Origin of the sequence: Rhizobium sp. N122, assembly GCF_002211295.1 — a bacterium.
Classification (GTDB): Bacteria; Pseudomonadota; Alphaproteobacteria; order Rhizobiales; family Rhizobiaceae; genus Rhizobium.
On record NZ_LOKU01000056.1, the window covers coordinates 254,531 to 268,117 of the forward strand.

Below are 13,587 nucleotides of genomic sequence, written 5' to 3' on the forward strand. Positions count from 1 at the left end.
CTCCTGAACTGAAGCTGTTAGCGGCCGCCGCGATCGAGCACGACGCAATAACGTGCCGGCGCGTTGCCGGGATTGTGGAAGACATGGCCTTCGCCGACCGGCATGAAGAGGCAATCGCCTGGGCGCAGCCGGTAGACCACCTCGCCTGCCGTCATCTCCAACTCGCCGTCGAACAGCCAGATATGCTGGGTCATGCCATGGGAGGCGGCATGCGGGGGAAAGCTGACGCGGGCGCCAGAGGGGAACTCGATTTCGACGATATCGACGTCGGAGGCGGTGCCGGGTGCCGAAACCGACCGCCTGAGATAACCGGTCTCCGGATCGCGCCAGACCTGCTGCTCCTGCCGGCGGGCAAGCGGCGAGGCCTGCTCCCCCTCCTCCGCAAAGAAGGCAGACAACGACAAGCCGAGCGCGGCGCAAATCCTCGCCAGCAGCGAGGCGGTGGGGCTCGCCTCCGCCCGCTCGATGCGCGAAATCATCGCCCGGCTGACGCCGGAGGCCGTGGCGAGATCGTCAAGGGTCAATCCTTTGTCCAGCCGCAGCTTGCGGATACGGATGCCGATTGCCTGTTCCAGTTGCTCTTCCATATCCGATCCCAGATTCTACTATAAGAGAAATACATGATCTGATGATGGAATCAAGCCGCGACGGAGGCGGCAAACCAATCTTGCTTTCGCCTCGGCGTCACCGATATATGGCAACGCAATTCGATGGGAGAGAGTGATGGACGCCAGCACGCAGAGCACGGAACTGACGGAAAGCTTCACGGCAGCCGCCTGGGACAGGATCGCGCCCATCATGGCCGAGATCGAGGTGCTGCCGCTGCTCACGCGCCTTTCGGACGGCACGCTGCCGCCGGAGGTTTTCCGGCACTACATTCTGCAGGATGCGCTTTACCTCAAACATTATGCGCGCTGCCTTGCGATCGTCGCTGCCAAGGCGCCCGACAATGCGCAGGTGCTGCGCTTTCTCGGTTCGGCGCAGAAGGCGATCACCGTCGAGCAGGGCCTGCATGCCGGCTTCCTCACCCAGTTCGGCATCACTTCCGAAGATGTGACAGCGGCCGAACCGTCGCCTGCCTGCTTTGCCTATACGAATTTTCTGCTCGCCACCGCCTATCATCGCTCCTACGCGGTGGCACTTTCTTCAATCCTGCCCTGCTTCTGGATCTATTGGCATGTCGGCGAGGCGATCAAGAGCCGGCCGGCGATCGAGGGCAATGCCTTCCAGGCCTGGATCAATACCTATGGCGATCCGCAATTTGCCGCCGGCGCCCGCGAAGTGATCGCGCTGACCGATATCGCCGCTCGCGCCGCCTCGCCGGCGGAACGCACAGAGATGACCGATGTCTTCGTGCGCGCCTCGCAATATGAATGGATGTTCTGGGATTCGGCCTGGCGGCTGGAGACCTGGCCGGTCTGACACGCCTCCGTCCGGCCCGCAAAATAGCGTAAACAGCGGGATAATTACCGCTTTGCGGCAGGGGGCGGCGCTGCTATATGGCGCGCATGAGCACCAATTCGACCACTCCGCTGTCCCATATCCGCAACTTCTCGATCGTGGCCCACATCGACCACGGTAAATCGACGCTGGCCGACCGCCTGATTCAGACGACAGGCGGCCTTGCCGAGCGCGAAATGTCCGAGCAGGTGCTCGACAATATGGATATCGAGCGCGAGCGCGGCATCACCATCAAGGCCCAGACCGTGCGCCTGCACTACCAGGCAAACAATGGCGAGAAATACATTCTCAACCTGATCGACACGCCCGGCCACGTCGACTTCGCCTATGAAGTCTCGCGGTCGCTGTCGGCCTGCGAGGGCTCGCTGCTCGTCGTCGACGCCAGCCAGGGCGTGGAAGCGCAGACGCTCGCCAACGTCTACCAGGCGATCGACAACAATCACGAGCTCGTCACCGTGCTCAACAAGATCGACCTGCCGGCCGCCGAACCCGACCGCATCAAGGAACAGATCGAGGAAGTGATCGGCATCGACGCTTCGGAGGCCGTGCTGATTTCGGCCAAAACCGGCCTCGGCATTCCCGACGTGCTGGAGGCGATCGTCAACAAGCTGCCAGCGCCGAAGAGCCCGGGCGGCGACAAAGCGCCGCTGAAGGCGCTCCTCGTCGACAGCTGGTACGACACCTATCTCGGCGTCATGGTTCTCGTGCGCATCATCGACGGCGTGCTGACCAAGGGTCAGACCATTCGTATGATGGGCACGGATGCGAAATACCAGGTGGAGCGTGTCGGCGTGCTGACGCCGAAGATGGTCAATGTCGACAGCCTCGGCCCCGGCGAGATCGGCTTCATCACCGCCTCGATCAAGGAAGTGGCCGATACCCGCGTCGGCGATACGATCACCGAGGACAAGCGGCCGACCGCACAGGCACTGCCGGGCTTCAAGCCGGCGCAGCCGGTGGTGTTCTGCGGCCTGTTCCCGGTCGATGCCGCCGATTTCGAGGATCTGCGCGCCGCCATGGGCAAGCTGCGCCTCAACGACGCCTCCTTCTCCTTCGAGATGGAATCGTCTGCTGCGCTCGGCTTCGGCTTCCGTTGCGGCTTCCTCGGTCTGCTGCATCTCGAAATCATCCAGGAACGGCTGGAGCGCGAGTTCGACCTCGATCTGATCGCCACCGCCCCGTCGGTGGTCTACAAGATGTTCATGACCGACGGCTCGGAGCGCGAGCTGCACAACCCGGCCGATATGCCCGATGTCGTGAAAATCTCGGAAATCCACGAACCGTGGATCCGCGCGACGATCCTGACTCCGGACGATTATCTCGGCGGCATTCTGAAACTCTGCCAGGACCGGCGCGGCATCCAGATCGAGCTCACCTATGTCGGCACGCGCGCGATGCTGACCTACGACCTGCCGCTCAACGAAGTCGTCTTCGATTTCTACGACCGGCTGAAGTCGATCTCGAAGGGCTATGCCTCCTTCGACTATACGCTCACCGATCACCGCGAGGGCAATCTCGTGAAGATGTCGATCCTCGTCAACGGCGAGCCGGTCGACGCGCTGTCGATGATGGTGCACCGCACCGCCGCCGAAAAGCGCGGCCGCGACATGTGCGAGAAGCTCAAGGAGCTGATCCCGAAGCACATGTTCAAGATCCCGATCCAGGCGGCGATCGGCGGCAACGTCATCGCCCGCGAGACGATCTCGGCGCTTCGCAAGGATGTGACCGCGAAATGCTACGGCGGCGACGCCACCCGCAAGCGCAAGCTGCTCGACAAGCAGAAGGCCGGCAAGAAGCGCATGCGCCAGTTCGGCAAGGTCGAGATTCCGCAGGAAGCCTTCATCGCCGCGTTGAAGATGGGCGACGAGTAACGCTTCTCAATGGCAACTGATGCGCATATAGTGTGCGCATCAGACCAAGGAGATCGTCATGGCGCAGCATGCGAGAAAAGCAGCGAACCTCTCTCTGGATGAGGGCCTCGTGTCGCAGGCGCGCGACCTCAAGATCAACATATCCAGGGCGGCGGAAGATGGAATCGCCAAAGCCATAAAGGCGGAACGCGAGCGGCTGTGGCGTATCGAGAATGCCGAGGCTATCGCTGCTTCCAATGCCTACGTCGAAAAGCATGGCCTACCGTTTCAGAAATATCGACAATTCTGATGGCGCGGTTTCACGTCTACAATCTCGTGCCTACCGATGCGCTTGCTCTCGATCTGCAGTCAGATCTGCATGGCGAGCTCACGACCCGGATCATGGCGCCGATGCTTCCGCTGGAAGCTCTTCCCAAAATAATGCGTCAGCTCAATCCGCAATTCGTGATCAATAACGTGCCATACGTGATGGCGACCCAATTCATCGGTGCAATTTCGATAAAGGAGATCGGTGTCGTCGCCGCAGATCTCACCTCTGACAGCGATCGTATCATCAGCGCCTTGGACTTTCTTTTCCAGGGCTTCTGAGGATCACCCTCTCGCCATATACTCCTTGACCAACCCTTCATAGGCCGCCATCTCCGGCAGTGCGGCGTAGCTGTGCACCGCGCCGGTCTCGGCAAAGGCCAGCTTCTCGCTCGTCCAGGTCTCGATGAAGGGGGTGAACCAGCTGGGATCGTCGAGCATGGTGACACGCAAATTGACGAACCAGTCCATGCCTTCCGGGCGGGTGAACATCCAGCTCATGCAATGCGGGCAGAAATAATGTTTCGTAACGCCGTGCAGGCCGCCGATGACGGGCTCGCCTTTCGTCACCTCGAAACCTTCGCTGGGGATGGCGGCGCTCAGCGAATAGGCGCTCGCGGTCATCTTCTGGCAGCCCGTGCAATGGCAGGCCATGGTCAGCAGCGGCGGCGCGCTGACCTTCAACCGCACCCGGCCGCAACGGCAGCCGCCTTCCATGGGTAGGTTCTGTGCTGTCATGATATCTCTCCCCTTGGCCACGTGATCTAGCGGAGCCGGCGCCATTGTCGAGGGAGGCGAGGCAGGCCGAATTTCAGACGGCGTTTATCCGACGCGCCGGGTTGCCGACCACGGTGGCGCCCGCCGGCACATCCCTGGTCACCACGGCGCCCGCGCCGACGATCGCACCATCGCCGATCGTGACGCCGCCGAGGATGATGGCGCCACCGCCGATCCAGACATCGCTGCCGATCGCAACCGGCCGGGCGATCTCGATGCCGGCGCTGCGAAGGGCGGCATCCTTGTGATGTTCGGCGCAATAGATCTGCACGCCGGGACCGAACATCGTGCGGTCGCCGACGGTCACCCGGCCGGAATCGAGGATGACGCAGCCGGCATTGAAATAGACGCGCTCGCCGAGCGTGATGTTGATGCCGTAAGAGCAGTGAAACGGCGCTTCAATGAAGACATCGGGGGCCACGCCCGCAAAGAGCGCCCTCAGGGCTGGCGCCATGGCGCCGCGCGCGTCCGGCGGCCGCGTGTTGTGCGCATGGACCGCCAGGCGCGTCTGGCGGCGCAAGAGATCGAGGTCGTCGTCGAGGCAGCAATACCATTCGCCTGCCGCCATCTTCTCGCGTTCGCTCGCCCGCATTGCGTCGCCTCTCAAGCCGAGGCCTCCGCCAATATTCCGATCTCTGCCGGTTCGATCAGGCTGACCCAGGCACGCGCGATGGCAAGGCCGGCGACATCGGCGGCGACGCCATGCCGCGCTGCCAGTTCGGCATGGTTCTCCAGCCAACCGGGGGCGATGCGGGCGATCGTATCAGGGAATTCCGCCTTCCATTGCTCAACAACTGCTCGGTCGGCCTCGAAATGGAACTGGGTGCCGTAGACGGCGCGACCGATGCGAAAGGCCTGGTTCTCGGCGACCGGGCTCGTCGCCAGACGCACCGCACCTTCGGGCAGGGAAAACGTGTCGGCATGCCATTCGAAAATGGTGAATTCACCGCCAAGCGCCGACAGCAGCGGATCGGCCCGGCCTTCCCCGGTGACACCGATCCCGTGCCAGCCGAACTCACGGGCGGTGCCGAGATGATTGTCGGCACCATAAGCGCGGGCGAGGATCTGGCTGCCGAGGCAGATGCCGAGCACAGCCTTGCCGGCATCACCGAATCGGCGCGAAAGCCGCACGAGCTCCGGCAGATAGGGATGCGTCTCGTCATCCAGCGCGCTCTGCTCGCCACCAAGAACGACCAGTGCGTCGTGGCCGGAAATATCCGGCGGCAAGACGCCGTCCTGCCACACGCGGAACCACTCGATATGAGCTCCCGCCTCATCGAGCGCTCTGGCAAGCGCGCCGAGACCGGTATTCCTCATGTTTTCGATGACTGCTATCCGCATGGGATCTCCCCGGTATGACCGACTATGGAAGAGACCATGCCGGCGAACGACGCGCAAGATGCTTGCGCGCCATTGCGTGAGCACGCCGCAAGGGCTTAAATCCACGCGAACGAAAGGAAATCGCCATGACCGACAAAGCCCGCGTCTCGATCCTCTACTGCACCCAGTGCAACTGGCTGCTGCGCGCCGCCTGGATGGCGCAGGAACTGCTGCACACCTTTTCCGACAGCCTCGGCGAAGTGGCGCTGATCCCCGGCACCGGCGGCAATTTCGAGATCCGCGTCAACGGCGACCTGATCTGGGAGCGCAAGCGCGACGGCGGTTTCCCCGGGCCGAAGGAGCTGAAGCAGCGGGTTCGCGATATCGTCGAGCCCGGCCGCGATCTCGGCCATGTCGATCGCGCCTCGCTGGAAAGCTGACCGCAGCGCTCTCAGCGATAGGGCGAGCGGCAGACCCTGTAGACGCCCTCATAGGTGAGGAAGCGATCCGTTCTCGGATTGTAGGAGCGGTATTCATTGGTGCACCAGGCGATATGCTTGTTCGGAGCGTTCGGCTGCACCCGGCGCACCGGCGGCGGATCATAGGTCAGCTGTGGCTGCCCCGCGGCACCCGGCAGGTAATAGGTCGGTCCCGCGCCGCGCGGGCGGTAATTCGGTTGGACATAGGCGGGGCGATGCCATTGCTGCGGCCCGAAACCGAAGCAGCCGCGAAAATCGCAGAGCGTCGATCCGGTGTTGAGCGGCCCGACTCCCGGCTTGCCCAGCTTCAGCGAATCAGCGCCGGCCACGGCTGGCGCGAAAACAGCGAGGAGACCGGCGAACAGAAGCGTGCGGGCAACGGGCATGGGGCATTCCCTTCGATATTTCCCCTATATAGGGCGTACCGAGTGAAGCGCTATGCCTGCCCTCCGGCAACTCCCTCGCATGTGATCAACTGTTTTTCGCCAACTGTCAGAAAAACTTCAAAAACCCGGTTGACAGTCAGGAGCCGCCCCCTTACATCGCTCTCCGTCGCCCAGATGGCGGAATTGGTAGACGCGCCAGCTTCAGGTGCTGGTACCCGAAAGGGTGTGGAGGTTCGAGTCCTCTTCTGGGCACCATTCCCGTTTCAGGCCGCCTTAAGCGGTCAGGAAACAACGCAAAGAAGCCCGGTTTTTCCGGGTTTTTTTATTGCCTGATATCTACCGCGCCGCCCGGCTCTCAAGCTCAGCCCATGCGGATCAATTTGCGCCGGCGTGGCGTCCCTACCGGGCAGTTCGCTGCATTTGCGTCTCCTGCGTCGGCACGCTTTGGCCGGAGCAATGACGGCGTCGTCAGTGAGCTTTACGCGGCCATTTCGGCCATCGTCTTGCCGCTGTCGGGAATAACGGTCAGAACCCCCATGCCGGCTTCTCTGGCGGCCCTCAGAAGCAATTCCCTGAGTTCGTTCATCCCCGCCTGCCCCATGACGGCATCGGCGCAAGCCTTCACCGCCGCGACATATTCCTCTCCATCTTCAAACGGCCAGTCCACCATCAGAACTTCGGCTGCGTCCCGGAGCGTCCTGACGATCCTGCGCTGGTGCCGGGCTCCGACAAAGAGAACAAGAGGCGCAAAATCCGCCGATGTGTTCCATTGCATGGCATTTTCTCCCCAAGAGTTAGAATATTAGTAACAATGCAAGAAGCATGCCGGGGAGGCGATCGGCCTCTACAGGCGGCTCGGCTTTGCAGTGGCCGAAAGCCTGCCGCTGCGGCGCACCGAGGAAGAGGGCGCAGTCAAATATTCGATCGTCGATCGACCGGACGTCAATGCCGGCTTCGACTATCTGAGGATGGAGCTTCCGAGAGAATATTTCCGACAGGTACATCCGGCGGCTTTGCCGACCGGCTGAAGCGCCTAACGCACCGGCTGATAGTGGCCGCGCAACGGGACCTTGTCGTCCATCGAGATGAAGCCGTCGCGTTCGCAGACATACATCAGCGTCGGCATGCCGCCCGAGCGGAAGATCTCGTCATAACGGCGGCGGATCTGGACGGTTTCAGTGCGGCAATTGTAGGATTCCTCCTCCTTCTTGTCCGGCTGCGCCTTGACGCCGGGCAGGCCCTTGTAGGGGTAGAGGGGCTGCACGCCGGAATCGAGTGATTTCGTCCAGTCGACGGCAAAGGCCGACGCGGGTGCCAGGCTGGACACGGCAACGAGCGACATCAGAAGCATCATCACAAGCCGCATTGGAATTCTCCTGCCGGCAATAGGCCGTTCACAGCATGTAGGAGAACCGGGGATCGTGATCAAGCAGCCGCAGCCGGCGATTTCCTGAAATAGCTTCTGACGACGGGATGGCTGAAGAGGCCGGCGAGGATCGCAAAACCGGCGCCGACGACGAAACCGGCGAGAAGACCGCCGATGACGCCGGCGATGAGCAGGATCTTCTTTCCCGGGCCATCGGCCTTCACAGGCGGCTCGGCCGGCGAGATGACGCGAATGTTACTCTGATTGAGGTTCTGCTCCTCGCTCGTCTGGCTGGAGCGCTTCAGCACCGTCTCATAAATATCGCGCGCCGCCGTCGCCTTGCGCTGCAATTCGTTCAATTCCACCTGCTTGTCCGAAGTGCTCGCCTGCAGCGCCTTCTGGACGGCGAGCTCCTTGGCGATGCTGTCCTCGGCGGCCTTGGCCTGCTCGTATTCGCCTCTTGCCGACGTCGCGAGCCGCTGCAACTCGCCCTTGATTTCGCCTGATATGCTCTGCAGCGAGGAGCGGGCCGCCTGCAGCCGCGGGTGGCGCGTGCCCATCTGGCTTTCGAGGCTGCCGACGGCAGCGGCCTGGGTGGCATATTGCTGCCGCAGGCTGACCAGCGGCGAAGTGACGCCGCCCTCCGCCTGGTTGCCGGCGACGATGTCCTCGACGCGAAGATTGGCGACGGCATCGGCGCGGGCCTTGGCCTGGATGGTCTTTTCCTGGGCCGTCACCAGCATCGTGTTCAGCGAGACGAGCCGCTGATCGGAAATCAGATTGCCCTCGGTGGCGGCCATGTCGTTGTCGGCGCGGAAGGTTTCGACAGCCTGCTCGGCCTCCAGCACCTTCTGGCGCAGATCGTCGAGGCGTCCGTCGAGTGTCGATGAGGTGTTTTCATAGATGGCGGTCGAGGCGCTGTTCTCTTCCTCGGAGAAGGAGGTGACGACCTGGTTGGCAAGCCTTGCCGATTTCTCGGGATCGTTGGTCGTCGCGGCAAGCGAAACGACATAGGTGCTGGCCTGGCGGGTGATGACAAGCGCCTTCTGCAGGGTACCGATGACGGCGGCGCCATCGGTCCGGCCGCCGGTGAATTCCGGATCCTGATCGAGCTTCATGGTTTCGACGACACGGCGCAGCACGTTGCCAGAGGTCAGGATCTGCACCTGGCTGTCGATCAGCGTCGAAATCATTTCCGGCGAAGGGCCCGACGATTGCCCGCCCGCGTCGGCAAGGCCGATCTGGCGCGGATCGAAATAGAGGCTGCTGACAGCGGTGAATTTCTGCCCGATCGAGGGCGCCACAGCTCCACCGGCAACGGCGCCGAGCAGCGCCAGACCGAGCACGATCAGCCGTCGGCTCCAGATCGCGGCAACGCTGGAGCGGAGATCGAGAAGCGGTGCGGCCGATGCGAAGGCCGCGGCCGACGGCGTATCGACGACAGGCTGTTTCATGGGCGCAGTCAGGGGCACAGGTGGGGCCGGAGGCGCCGGGCGCTCGGTTTGGCGGGGCTGCGCGACATTTGCCGGCGGCGGCACAAAGGCGGGAGGGATGGGTTCTGGCGCCGGAGGGACGAAATCGTCCGGACGGACCACAGGACTGCGCGTGCGCACGCCTTCCGGCGCAGTCTGAGGCGACTCATAACTGCGCCAGCCAGGGAGCCGGCTTACCCTGTTCCTGTCATACTGGTTCATACGCGCACTCATGTCCCGCCCAGCGTCAAAGACTGAAGCCGAGGTGCGGAGACTTTAGAAATTCTTAGCTAACGGACCGTTAAAATAATCTGAGCGACGCCGATGTGGCGATTTGCCTGGATTACGAGGGTAAGCATGAGGACGAGACGACATCTGACGGCGCTGCTGCTTGCGGCCGCTCTCGCCCCCCCGCCGGCCTTTGCGGCCGACGCGCCCTGTTATCGCGGTGTCAATCTTTCCGGCGGCGAATATGGCGACCGCGACGGCGTCTACGGCACGAATTATACCTATCCCAGCGAAGACACGATCGGCTATTTCGCCGAAAAGGGCATGTCAATCATCCGGCTGCCCTTTCGCTGGGAACGGCTGCAGCCGGCGCTCGGCGGACGGCTCGACGAGGACGAACTCAAGCGGATCAAAGATACGGTCGGCCTGATCCGCAAGCACGGCATGGCCGTGCTGCTCGACCCGCATAATTTCGGCTATTACGACAAGGTGCAGGTCGGCACGGCGCCGGCGACCGACGCGGCCTTCGCCGACTTCTGGGCAAGGCTCGCGGTCGAATTCGCCAATCGGGACGGCGTGCTCTTCGGCCTGATGAACGAGCCGCATGATATCAAGGCGACCGACTGGCTCGATGCCGCCAATGCGGCAATCCGCAGCATCCGCGCCGTCGGCGCGCGCAACCTCATCCTGGTGCCGGGCACCGCCTGGAGCGGCGCTCACAGCTGGGAACAGGACGTGATCGGCGGCGCCAACGGCACGGTCATGCTCGGCGTGCGCGATCCGCTCGACTTTTACGCCTATGAGATCCACCAATATCTCGACATCGATTCCTCCGGAACCCATCCGACCTGCGAGGGTGCTGGCGCCGCGGCAGAAGCGATCGCCGGTGTCACAGCCTGGCTGAAGAACAACCACAAGCGCGGCTTTCTCGGCGAATTCGGCGCCGCCGCCGACAAGGACTGCATGAGCGGGCTGACCGAGATTTATGCCACCATGTCCGATAATGGCGACGCCTGGCTTGGCTGGTCCTATTGGGCCGCGGGCGAATGGTGGCCGGCCGACGAGCCGTTCAACGTCCAGCCGCAAAAGGGCACGGAGCGGCCGCAGATGCGGCTTCTCGCCAATTCGGCAAAAGCCAAAACCGGCGCCTGCGCCAGCGTCAAGCCAGCGGGGAAATGACGGTGGCGGTCCTCGACCAGAAGGCAGCTTTCTCTCTAGCCGGCGGCCAAGCGGCGCGGACCGATTATCCCCTGCTCTGGCTCGGCCTGCTGTCGGTGCTCTACAACGGCATTCTCGCCTTCATCAACCACAACATCATGCCGCTCTCGATGACGCATGTCGCCGCCAGCGAAGGGCTTATCATGGCGAGCGCCATCATCTACATCCTGCACAAGGGGATCTACGAGACGGACCTGCCGGCCTTCCTGTTCCTGTTGTTCACGCTTGTCGTGACCATCTATGTCAGCGTGCTCAACCGCATGCTGTTCATCGATCATTTTCGCAATATTCTGATCATCTTCTGCTTTGCCGGGCTCGGCAGTTGGAGCAACGAGAAGACCATGAAGCTTGCCTTTCGCTGGGCAAGCCTGACAGTGATGATCTTCCTGATCTTCGAGATCATCAGCGTGCCGTTCTATGTCAGCATCGTGCATCCCTCCGATTATTTCGCCAATACGCGCGGACTGCTGCCCCTGAGCTACAACACGACCGGCCTGTTCCAGAACGCGCTCGGTTTTCCCGAGCGTTTCTCCTTCGGCATCATCGACCATCGTTCCTCCTCGATCTTCCTCGAACAGGTGTCGCTGGCCAATTTCTGCGGCGTGATCGCGGTCTACCTGATTTCCATGTGGGAAAAGCTCGGCCGCTGGGACCGGCTGCTGATGATCGGCACGGCGGTGCTGATCCTGGTGACGAACGACACGCGCACCATGCTGATCTTCTGTTTTGCCTGCACTGTCGGTTATTTCGTCTTTCCGAAGATCCCGAAGAATTTCAATCTGGCGCTGATGCCGCTGATCGTCGCCGCCGGTTTCCTCGTCTACACCCTGAAACCCAATGCGACCGGCGACAATTTCACCGGTCGCATCAATCTGACGATGAAGAAGATCATGGAGCTCGATCCTCTCGCCATTCTCGGGCTTTCGGTCGACCGGGTCGCCGAATTCGCCGACAGCGGCTATGTCTACCTGATCTACGCGGCGACGATCTTCGGCGTCATCGCCCTATGGCTGTTCGTCTGCCTCTTTCCCGCCGGGCGCACGGCGGCACAGCGGCGATGCGCCCATTCACTTTCTCTTTTCATTTTTCTGAATATGATGATCGGGGGAACCGCTGTTTTCTCGATGAAGATTGCCGGCCTCCTATGGTTCGTCGTCGGATATATGCGCTTCCACGACAGCCCGCGCATCCGGCAGGATGGAGCGGCGGATGTAAAGAGTTGACCGCAGCGGCACGGCGCCCGCGCGAGCCCGAGGAGCAAGACGCTCGATGCTTGTCCAGCTTCAATATCTGCGCGCCGTCGCGGCGCTGATGGTCGTCTATTTTCACGCCATCTTGCAGCTTGCCAAGGTCAATCCGGCGATAGACGCCACCGCCTTCCTCTATGGTGAAACCGGCGTCGACATCTTCTTCGTGCTCAGTGGCTTCGTCATGTGGCTGACGACAAGCGGACGAGCGATGAGCCCCATCGATTTCGCCCGCAGGCGCATCAAACGCATCGTCCCGCTCTATTGGCTGGCAACGCTGTTTTCGGCTGCCGTGGCGCTGGTGGCCCCGTCATTGCTGAAATCGACAGTGTTCGACCTGCCGCATCTGATTGCCTCTCTATTGTTTCTGCCATGGACCAATGCCGCCGATCCGAGCACGATCACCCCCGTCGTCGTGCCGGGCTGGACGCTGAACTACGAGATGTTCTTCTATCTCGTCTTCGCGCTGCTGCTGCCGCTCTCGGAAAACCGCCGCATCCCGGCCATGTTTGCCGTCTTCACCGTCATCCTAATCGCCTGCCGGCTGCTGCCGGAGATGACGGCCACCCGGTTCTACGGCGAGCCGATCATCCTGGAATTCCTTGCCGGCACCGTGCTCGGCTGGCTCTACCGGCAGAAGGTGGTTCTGCCGAACCGCTGGGCATGGGCGGCGCTGGCGATAGGCTTTGCGTTCCTCTTCATCAACGAGGCGCTGATGCGGCCGGAAAGCCGGTTCTACGCCTGGGGAATCCCGGCGATCTTCATCGTCTACGGGGCGGTCTCCATCGACTTTTCAAGGCTGCCGATCCTCGCATGGCTGAACTATCTCGGCGATTGCTCCTACAGCATCTATATCACCCACGCCTTCACGCTCGCGTTTCTGAGGGTCGCCGCCGACCGCCTGCCGATCGGCATCCTGCAGCAGCCGGTGCTCTTCGTGATCCTGTCGCTGGTGCTCTCGTCCATCGGCGGCGCCATCATCCACGAGATCACCACGCCGCGGCGGAAAGTCGCGGTGGCAAGCCGTCCGCCGGCCTAAAATCGGCACCCGAGGCGAGAATACGCATCCCGGCGGCGCTGGCGGCACAGTTTTTCGCGTAACTTCTCCTAAGCTGGGCCCAACGTGAGAGAACTTGCAGACGCATGATGGTTTGCCTTGCAATTTGTCGCATGAATGAAAGCGCACCGGCCTGTTCGCGGCCCGGGCTTTGATCTAAGCACGGCGGCGGCCTTGAAGAGGGAAGAGGGAGAGACATGAGAAGCTATGTATTGACGGTATCCTGCAAATCGACGCGCGGCATCGTTGCGGCGATTTCGAGCTATCTGGCGGAAAAGGGCTGCAACATCATCGACAGCTCGCAGTTCGACGATCTTGATACCGGCAAATTCTTCATGCGCGTCAGCTTCATTTCGGAAGAGGGTCTGTCCGGATCGGAGATCGGCGCCGATTTTGCCG

18 protein-coding genes and 1 tRNA gene are annotated in these 13,587 nt (G+C 62.0%); 11 read left to right on the plus strand and 8 right to left on the minus strand.

Annotated features, from left to right (window positions below; all coding sequences use genetic code 11):
- Window positions 1-17: 17 nt before the first annotated feature.
- Entirely contained in the window at window positions 18-587 is a 570-nt protein-coding gene (locus ATY75_RS28620; RefSeq protein ID WP_064835886.1) for an XRE family transcriptional regulator, read from the minus strand.
- A gap of 136 nt (window positions 588-723) precedes the next feature.
- On the opposite strand from ATY75_RS28620, the gene tenA reads away from it, so the two are divergent.
- From tenA to ATY75_RS28640, 4 genes are all read left to right on the plus strand, one after another.
- Window positions 724-1,422: a thiaminase II gene (gene tenA / locus ATY75_RS28625; protein ID WP_064835884.1), complete on the plus strand. Its 699-nt coding sequence runs from the start codon at window positions 724-726 to the stop codon at window positions 1,420-1,422.
- A gap of 77 nt (window positions 1,423-1,499) precedes the next feature.
- Window positions 1,500-3,332, plus strand: coding sequence for a translation elongation factor 4 (gene lepA / locus ATY75_RS28630; protein ID WP_003589180.1), 1,833 nt, complete (start codon window positions 1,500-1,502; stop codon window positions 3,330-3,332).
- Window positions 3,333-3,390: 58 nt separating this feature from the next.
- The gene (locus ATY75_RS28635) at window positions 3,391-3,621 is read left to right on the plus strand and encodes a type II toxin-antitoxin system CcdA family antitoxin (protein ID WP_088940105.1); all 231 of its coding nucleotides are present in this window, start codon (window positions 3,391-3,393) and stop codon (window positions 3,619-3,621) included.
- The gene (locus tag ATY75_RS28640) at window positions 3,621-3,920 is read left to right on the plus strand and encodes a CcdB family protein (RefSeq protein WP_088940106.1); all 300 of its coding nucleotides are present in this window, start codon (window positions 3,621-3,623) and stop codon (window positions 3,918-3,920) included. Before ATY75_RS28635 ends, ATY75_RS28640 begins: the two co-directional genes overlap by 1 nt.
- A 3-nt stretch (window positions 3,921-3,923) precedes the next feature.
- Here ATY75_RS28640 and ATY75_RS28645 read toward each other — a convergent pair whose 3' ends face one another.
- The 3 genes from ATY75_RS28645 to ATY75_RS28655 form a co-directional block, all read right to left on the minus strand.
- Window positions 3,924-4,376, minus strand: coding sequence for a GFA family protein (locus ATY75_RS28645; RefSeq protein ID WP_088940107.1), 453 nt, complete (start codon window positions 4,374-4,376; stop codon window positions 3,924-3,926).
- 73 nt (window positions 4,377-4,449) lie between these two features.
- Window positions 4,450-5,007 (minus strand): sugar O-acetyltransferase, encoded by a 558-nt coding sequence (locus ATY75_RS28650; protein WP_088940108.1) that lies wholly within the window; start codon window positions 5,005-5,007, stop codon window positions 4,450-4,452.
- A gap of 11 nt (window positions 5,008-5,018) precedes the next feature.
- Window positions 5,019-5,756, minus strand: a complete 738-nt coding sequence (locus tag ATY75_RS28655; RefSeq protein ID WP_088940109.1) for a type 1 glutamine amidotransferase — start codon at window positions 5,754-5,756, stop codon at window positions 5,019-5,021.
- 125 nt (window positions 5,757-5,881) lie between these two features.
- Here ATY75_RS28655 and ATY75_RS28660 point away from each other — a divergent pair, with 125 nt between their 5' ends.
- Window positions 5,882-6,175: a SelT/SelW/SelH family protein gene (locus tag ATY75_RS28660; protein WP_085735686.1), complete on the plus strand. Its 294-nt coding sequence runs from the start codon at window positions 5,882-5,884 to the stop codon at window positions 6,173-6,175.
- An 11-nt stretch (window positions 6,176-6,186) separates the two neighbouring features.
- Here ATY75_RS28660 and ATY75_RS28665 read toward each other — a convergent pair whose 3' ends face one another.
- Window positions 6,187-6,600 carry a BA14K family protein gene (locus ATY75_RS28665; protein WP_088940110.1) on the minus strand — a complete coding sequence of 138 codons (414 nt, stop codon included), beginning with the start codon at window positions 6,598-6,600 and terminating at the stop codon, window positions 6,187-6,189.
- 168 nt (window positions 6,601-6,768) lie between these two features.
- Here ATY75_RS28665 and ATY75_RS28670 point away from each other — a divergent pair.
- Window positions 6,769-6,855: transfer RNA gene (locus ATY75_RS28670), tRNA-Leu, on the plus strand.
- 223 nt (window positions 6,856-7,078) lie between these two features.
- On the opposite strand, the gene ATY75_RS28675 is transcribed toward ATY75_RS28670, so the two are convergent.
- A complete protein-coding gene (locus tag ATY75_RS28675; protein WP_088940111.1) occupies window positions 7,079-7,375 on the minus strand; it encodes a DUF982 domain-containing protein in 297 nt (98 codons plus the stop codon).
- Between the two features lie 91 nt (window positions 7,376-7,466).
- On the opposite strand from ATY75_RS28675, the gene ATY75_RS34785 reads away from it, so the two are divergent.
- Window positions 7,467-7,628: a hypothetical protein gene (locus ATY75_RS34785; protein ID WP_245317648.1), complete on the plus strand. Its 162-nt coding sequence runs from the start codon at window positions 7,467-7,469 to the stop codon at window positions 7,626-7,628.
- Between the two features lie 5 nt (window positions 7,629-7,633).
- Here ATY75_RS34785 and ATY75_RS28680 read toward each other — a convergent pair whose 3' ends face one another.
- Together ATY75_RS28680 and ATY75_RS28685 are read right to left on the minus strand one after the other, a co-directional pair.
- Complete coding sequence (locus ATY75_RS28680; RefSeq protein WP_088940112.1) at window positions 7,634-7,966, minus strand: hypothetical protein; 333 nt, start codon at window positions 7,964-7,966, stop codon at window positions 7,634-7,636.
- A 59-nt stretch (window positions 7,967-8,025) separates the two neighbouring features.
- On the minus strand, window positions 8,026-9,660 hold the full coding sequence (locus ATY75_RS28685; protein WP_088940113.1) for a GumC family protein: 1,635 nt from the start codon (window positions 9,658-9,660) through the stop codon (window positions 8,026-8,028).
- Window positions 9,661-9,795: 135 nt separating this feature from the next.
- Between ATY75_RS28685 and ATY75_RS28690 the strand changes: the two genes are divergently transcribed.
- The 4 genes from ATY75_RS28690 to ATY75_RS28705 all read left to right on the plus strand — a co-directional run.
- Window positions 9,796-10,845: a glycoside hydrolase family 5 protein gene (locus ATY75_RS28690; protein WP_088940114.1), complete on the plus strand. Its 1,050-nt coding sequence runs from the start codon at window positions 9,796-9,798 to the stop codon at window positions 10,843-10,845.
- 2 nt (window positions 10,846-10,847) lie between these two features.
- Window positions 10,848-12,107, plus strand: a complete 1,260-nt coding sequence (locus ATY75_RS28695; protein ID WP_088940115.1) for a hypothetical protein — start codon at window positions 10,848-10,850, stop codon at window positions 12,105-12,107.
- A 46-nt stretch (window positions 12,108-12,153) separates the two neighbouring features.
- The gene (locus tag ATY75_RS28700; RefSeq protein ID WP_088940116.1) at window positions 12,154-13,170 is read left to right on the plus strand and encodes an acyltransferase; all 1,017 of its coding nucleotides are present in this window, start codon (window positions 12,154-12,156) and stop codon (window positions 13,168-13,170) included.
- Window positions 13,171-13,385: 215 nt separating this feature from the next.
- The coding region (locus tag ATY75_RS28705; RefSeq protein ID WP_143535356.1) for an ACT domain-containing protein at window positions 13,386-13,587 on the plus strand (202 nt) is incomplete at its 3' end.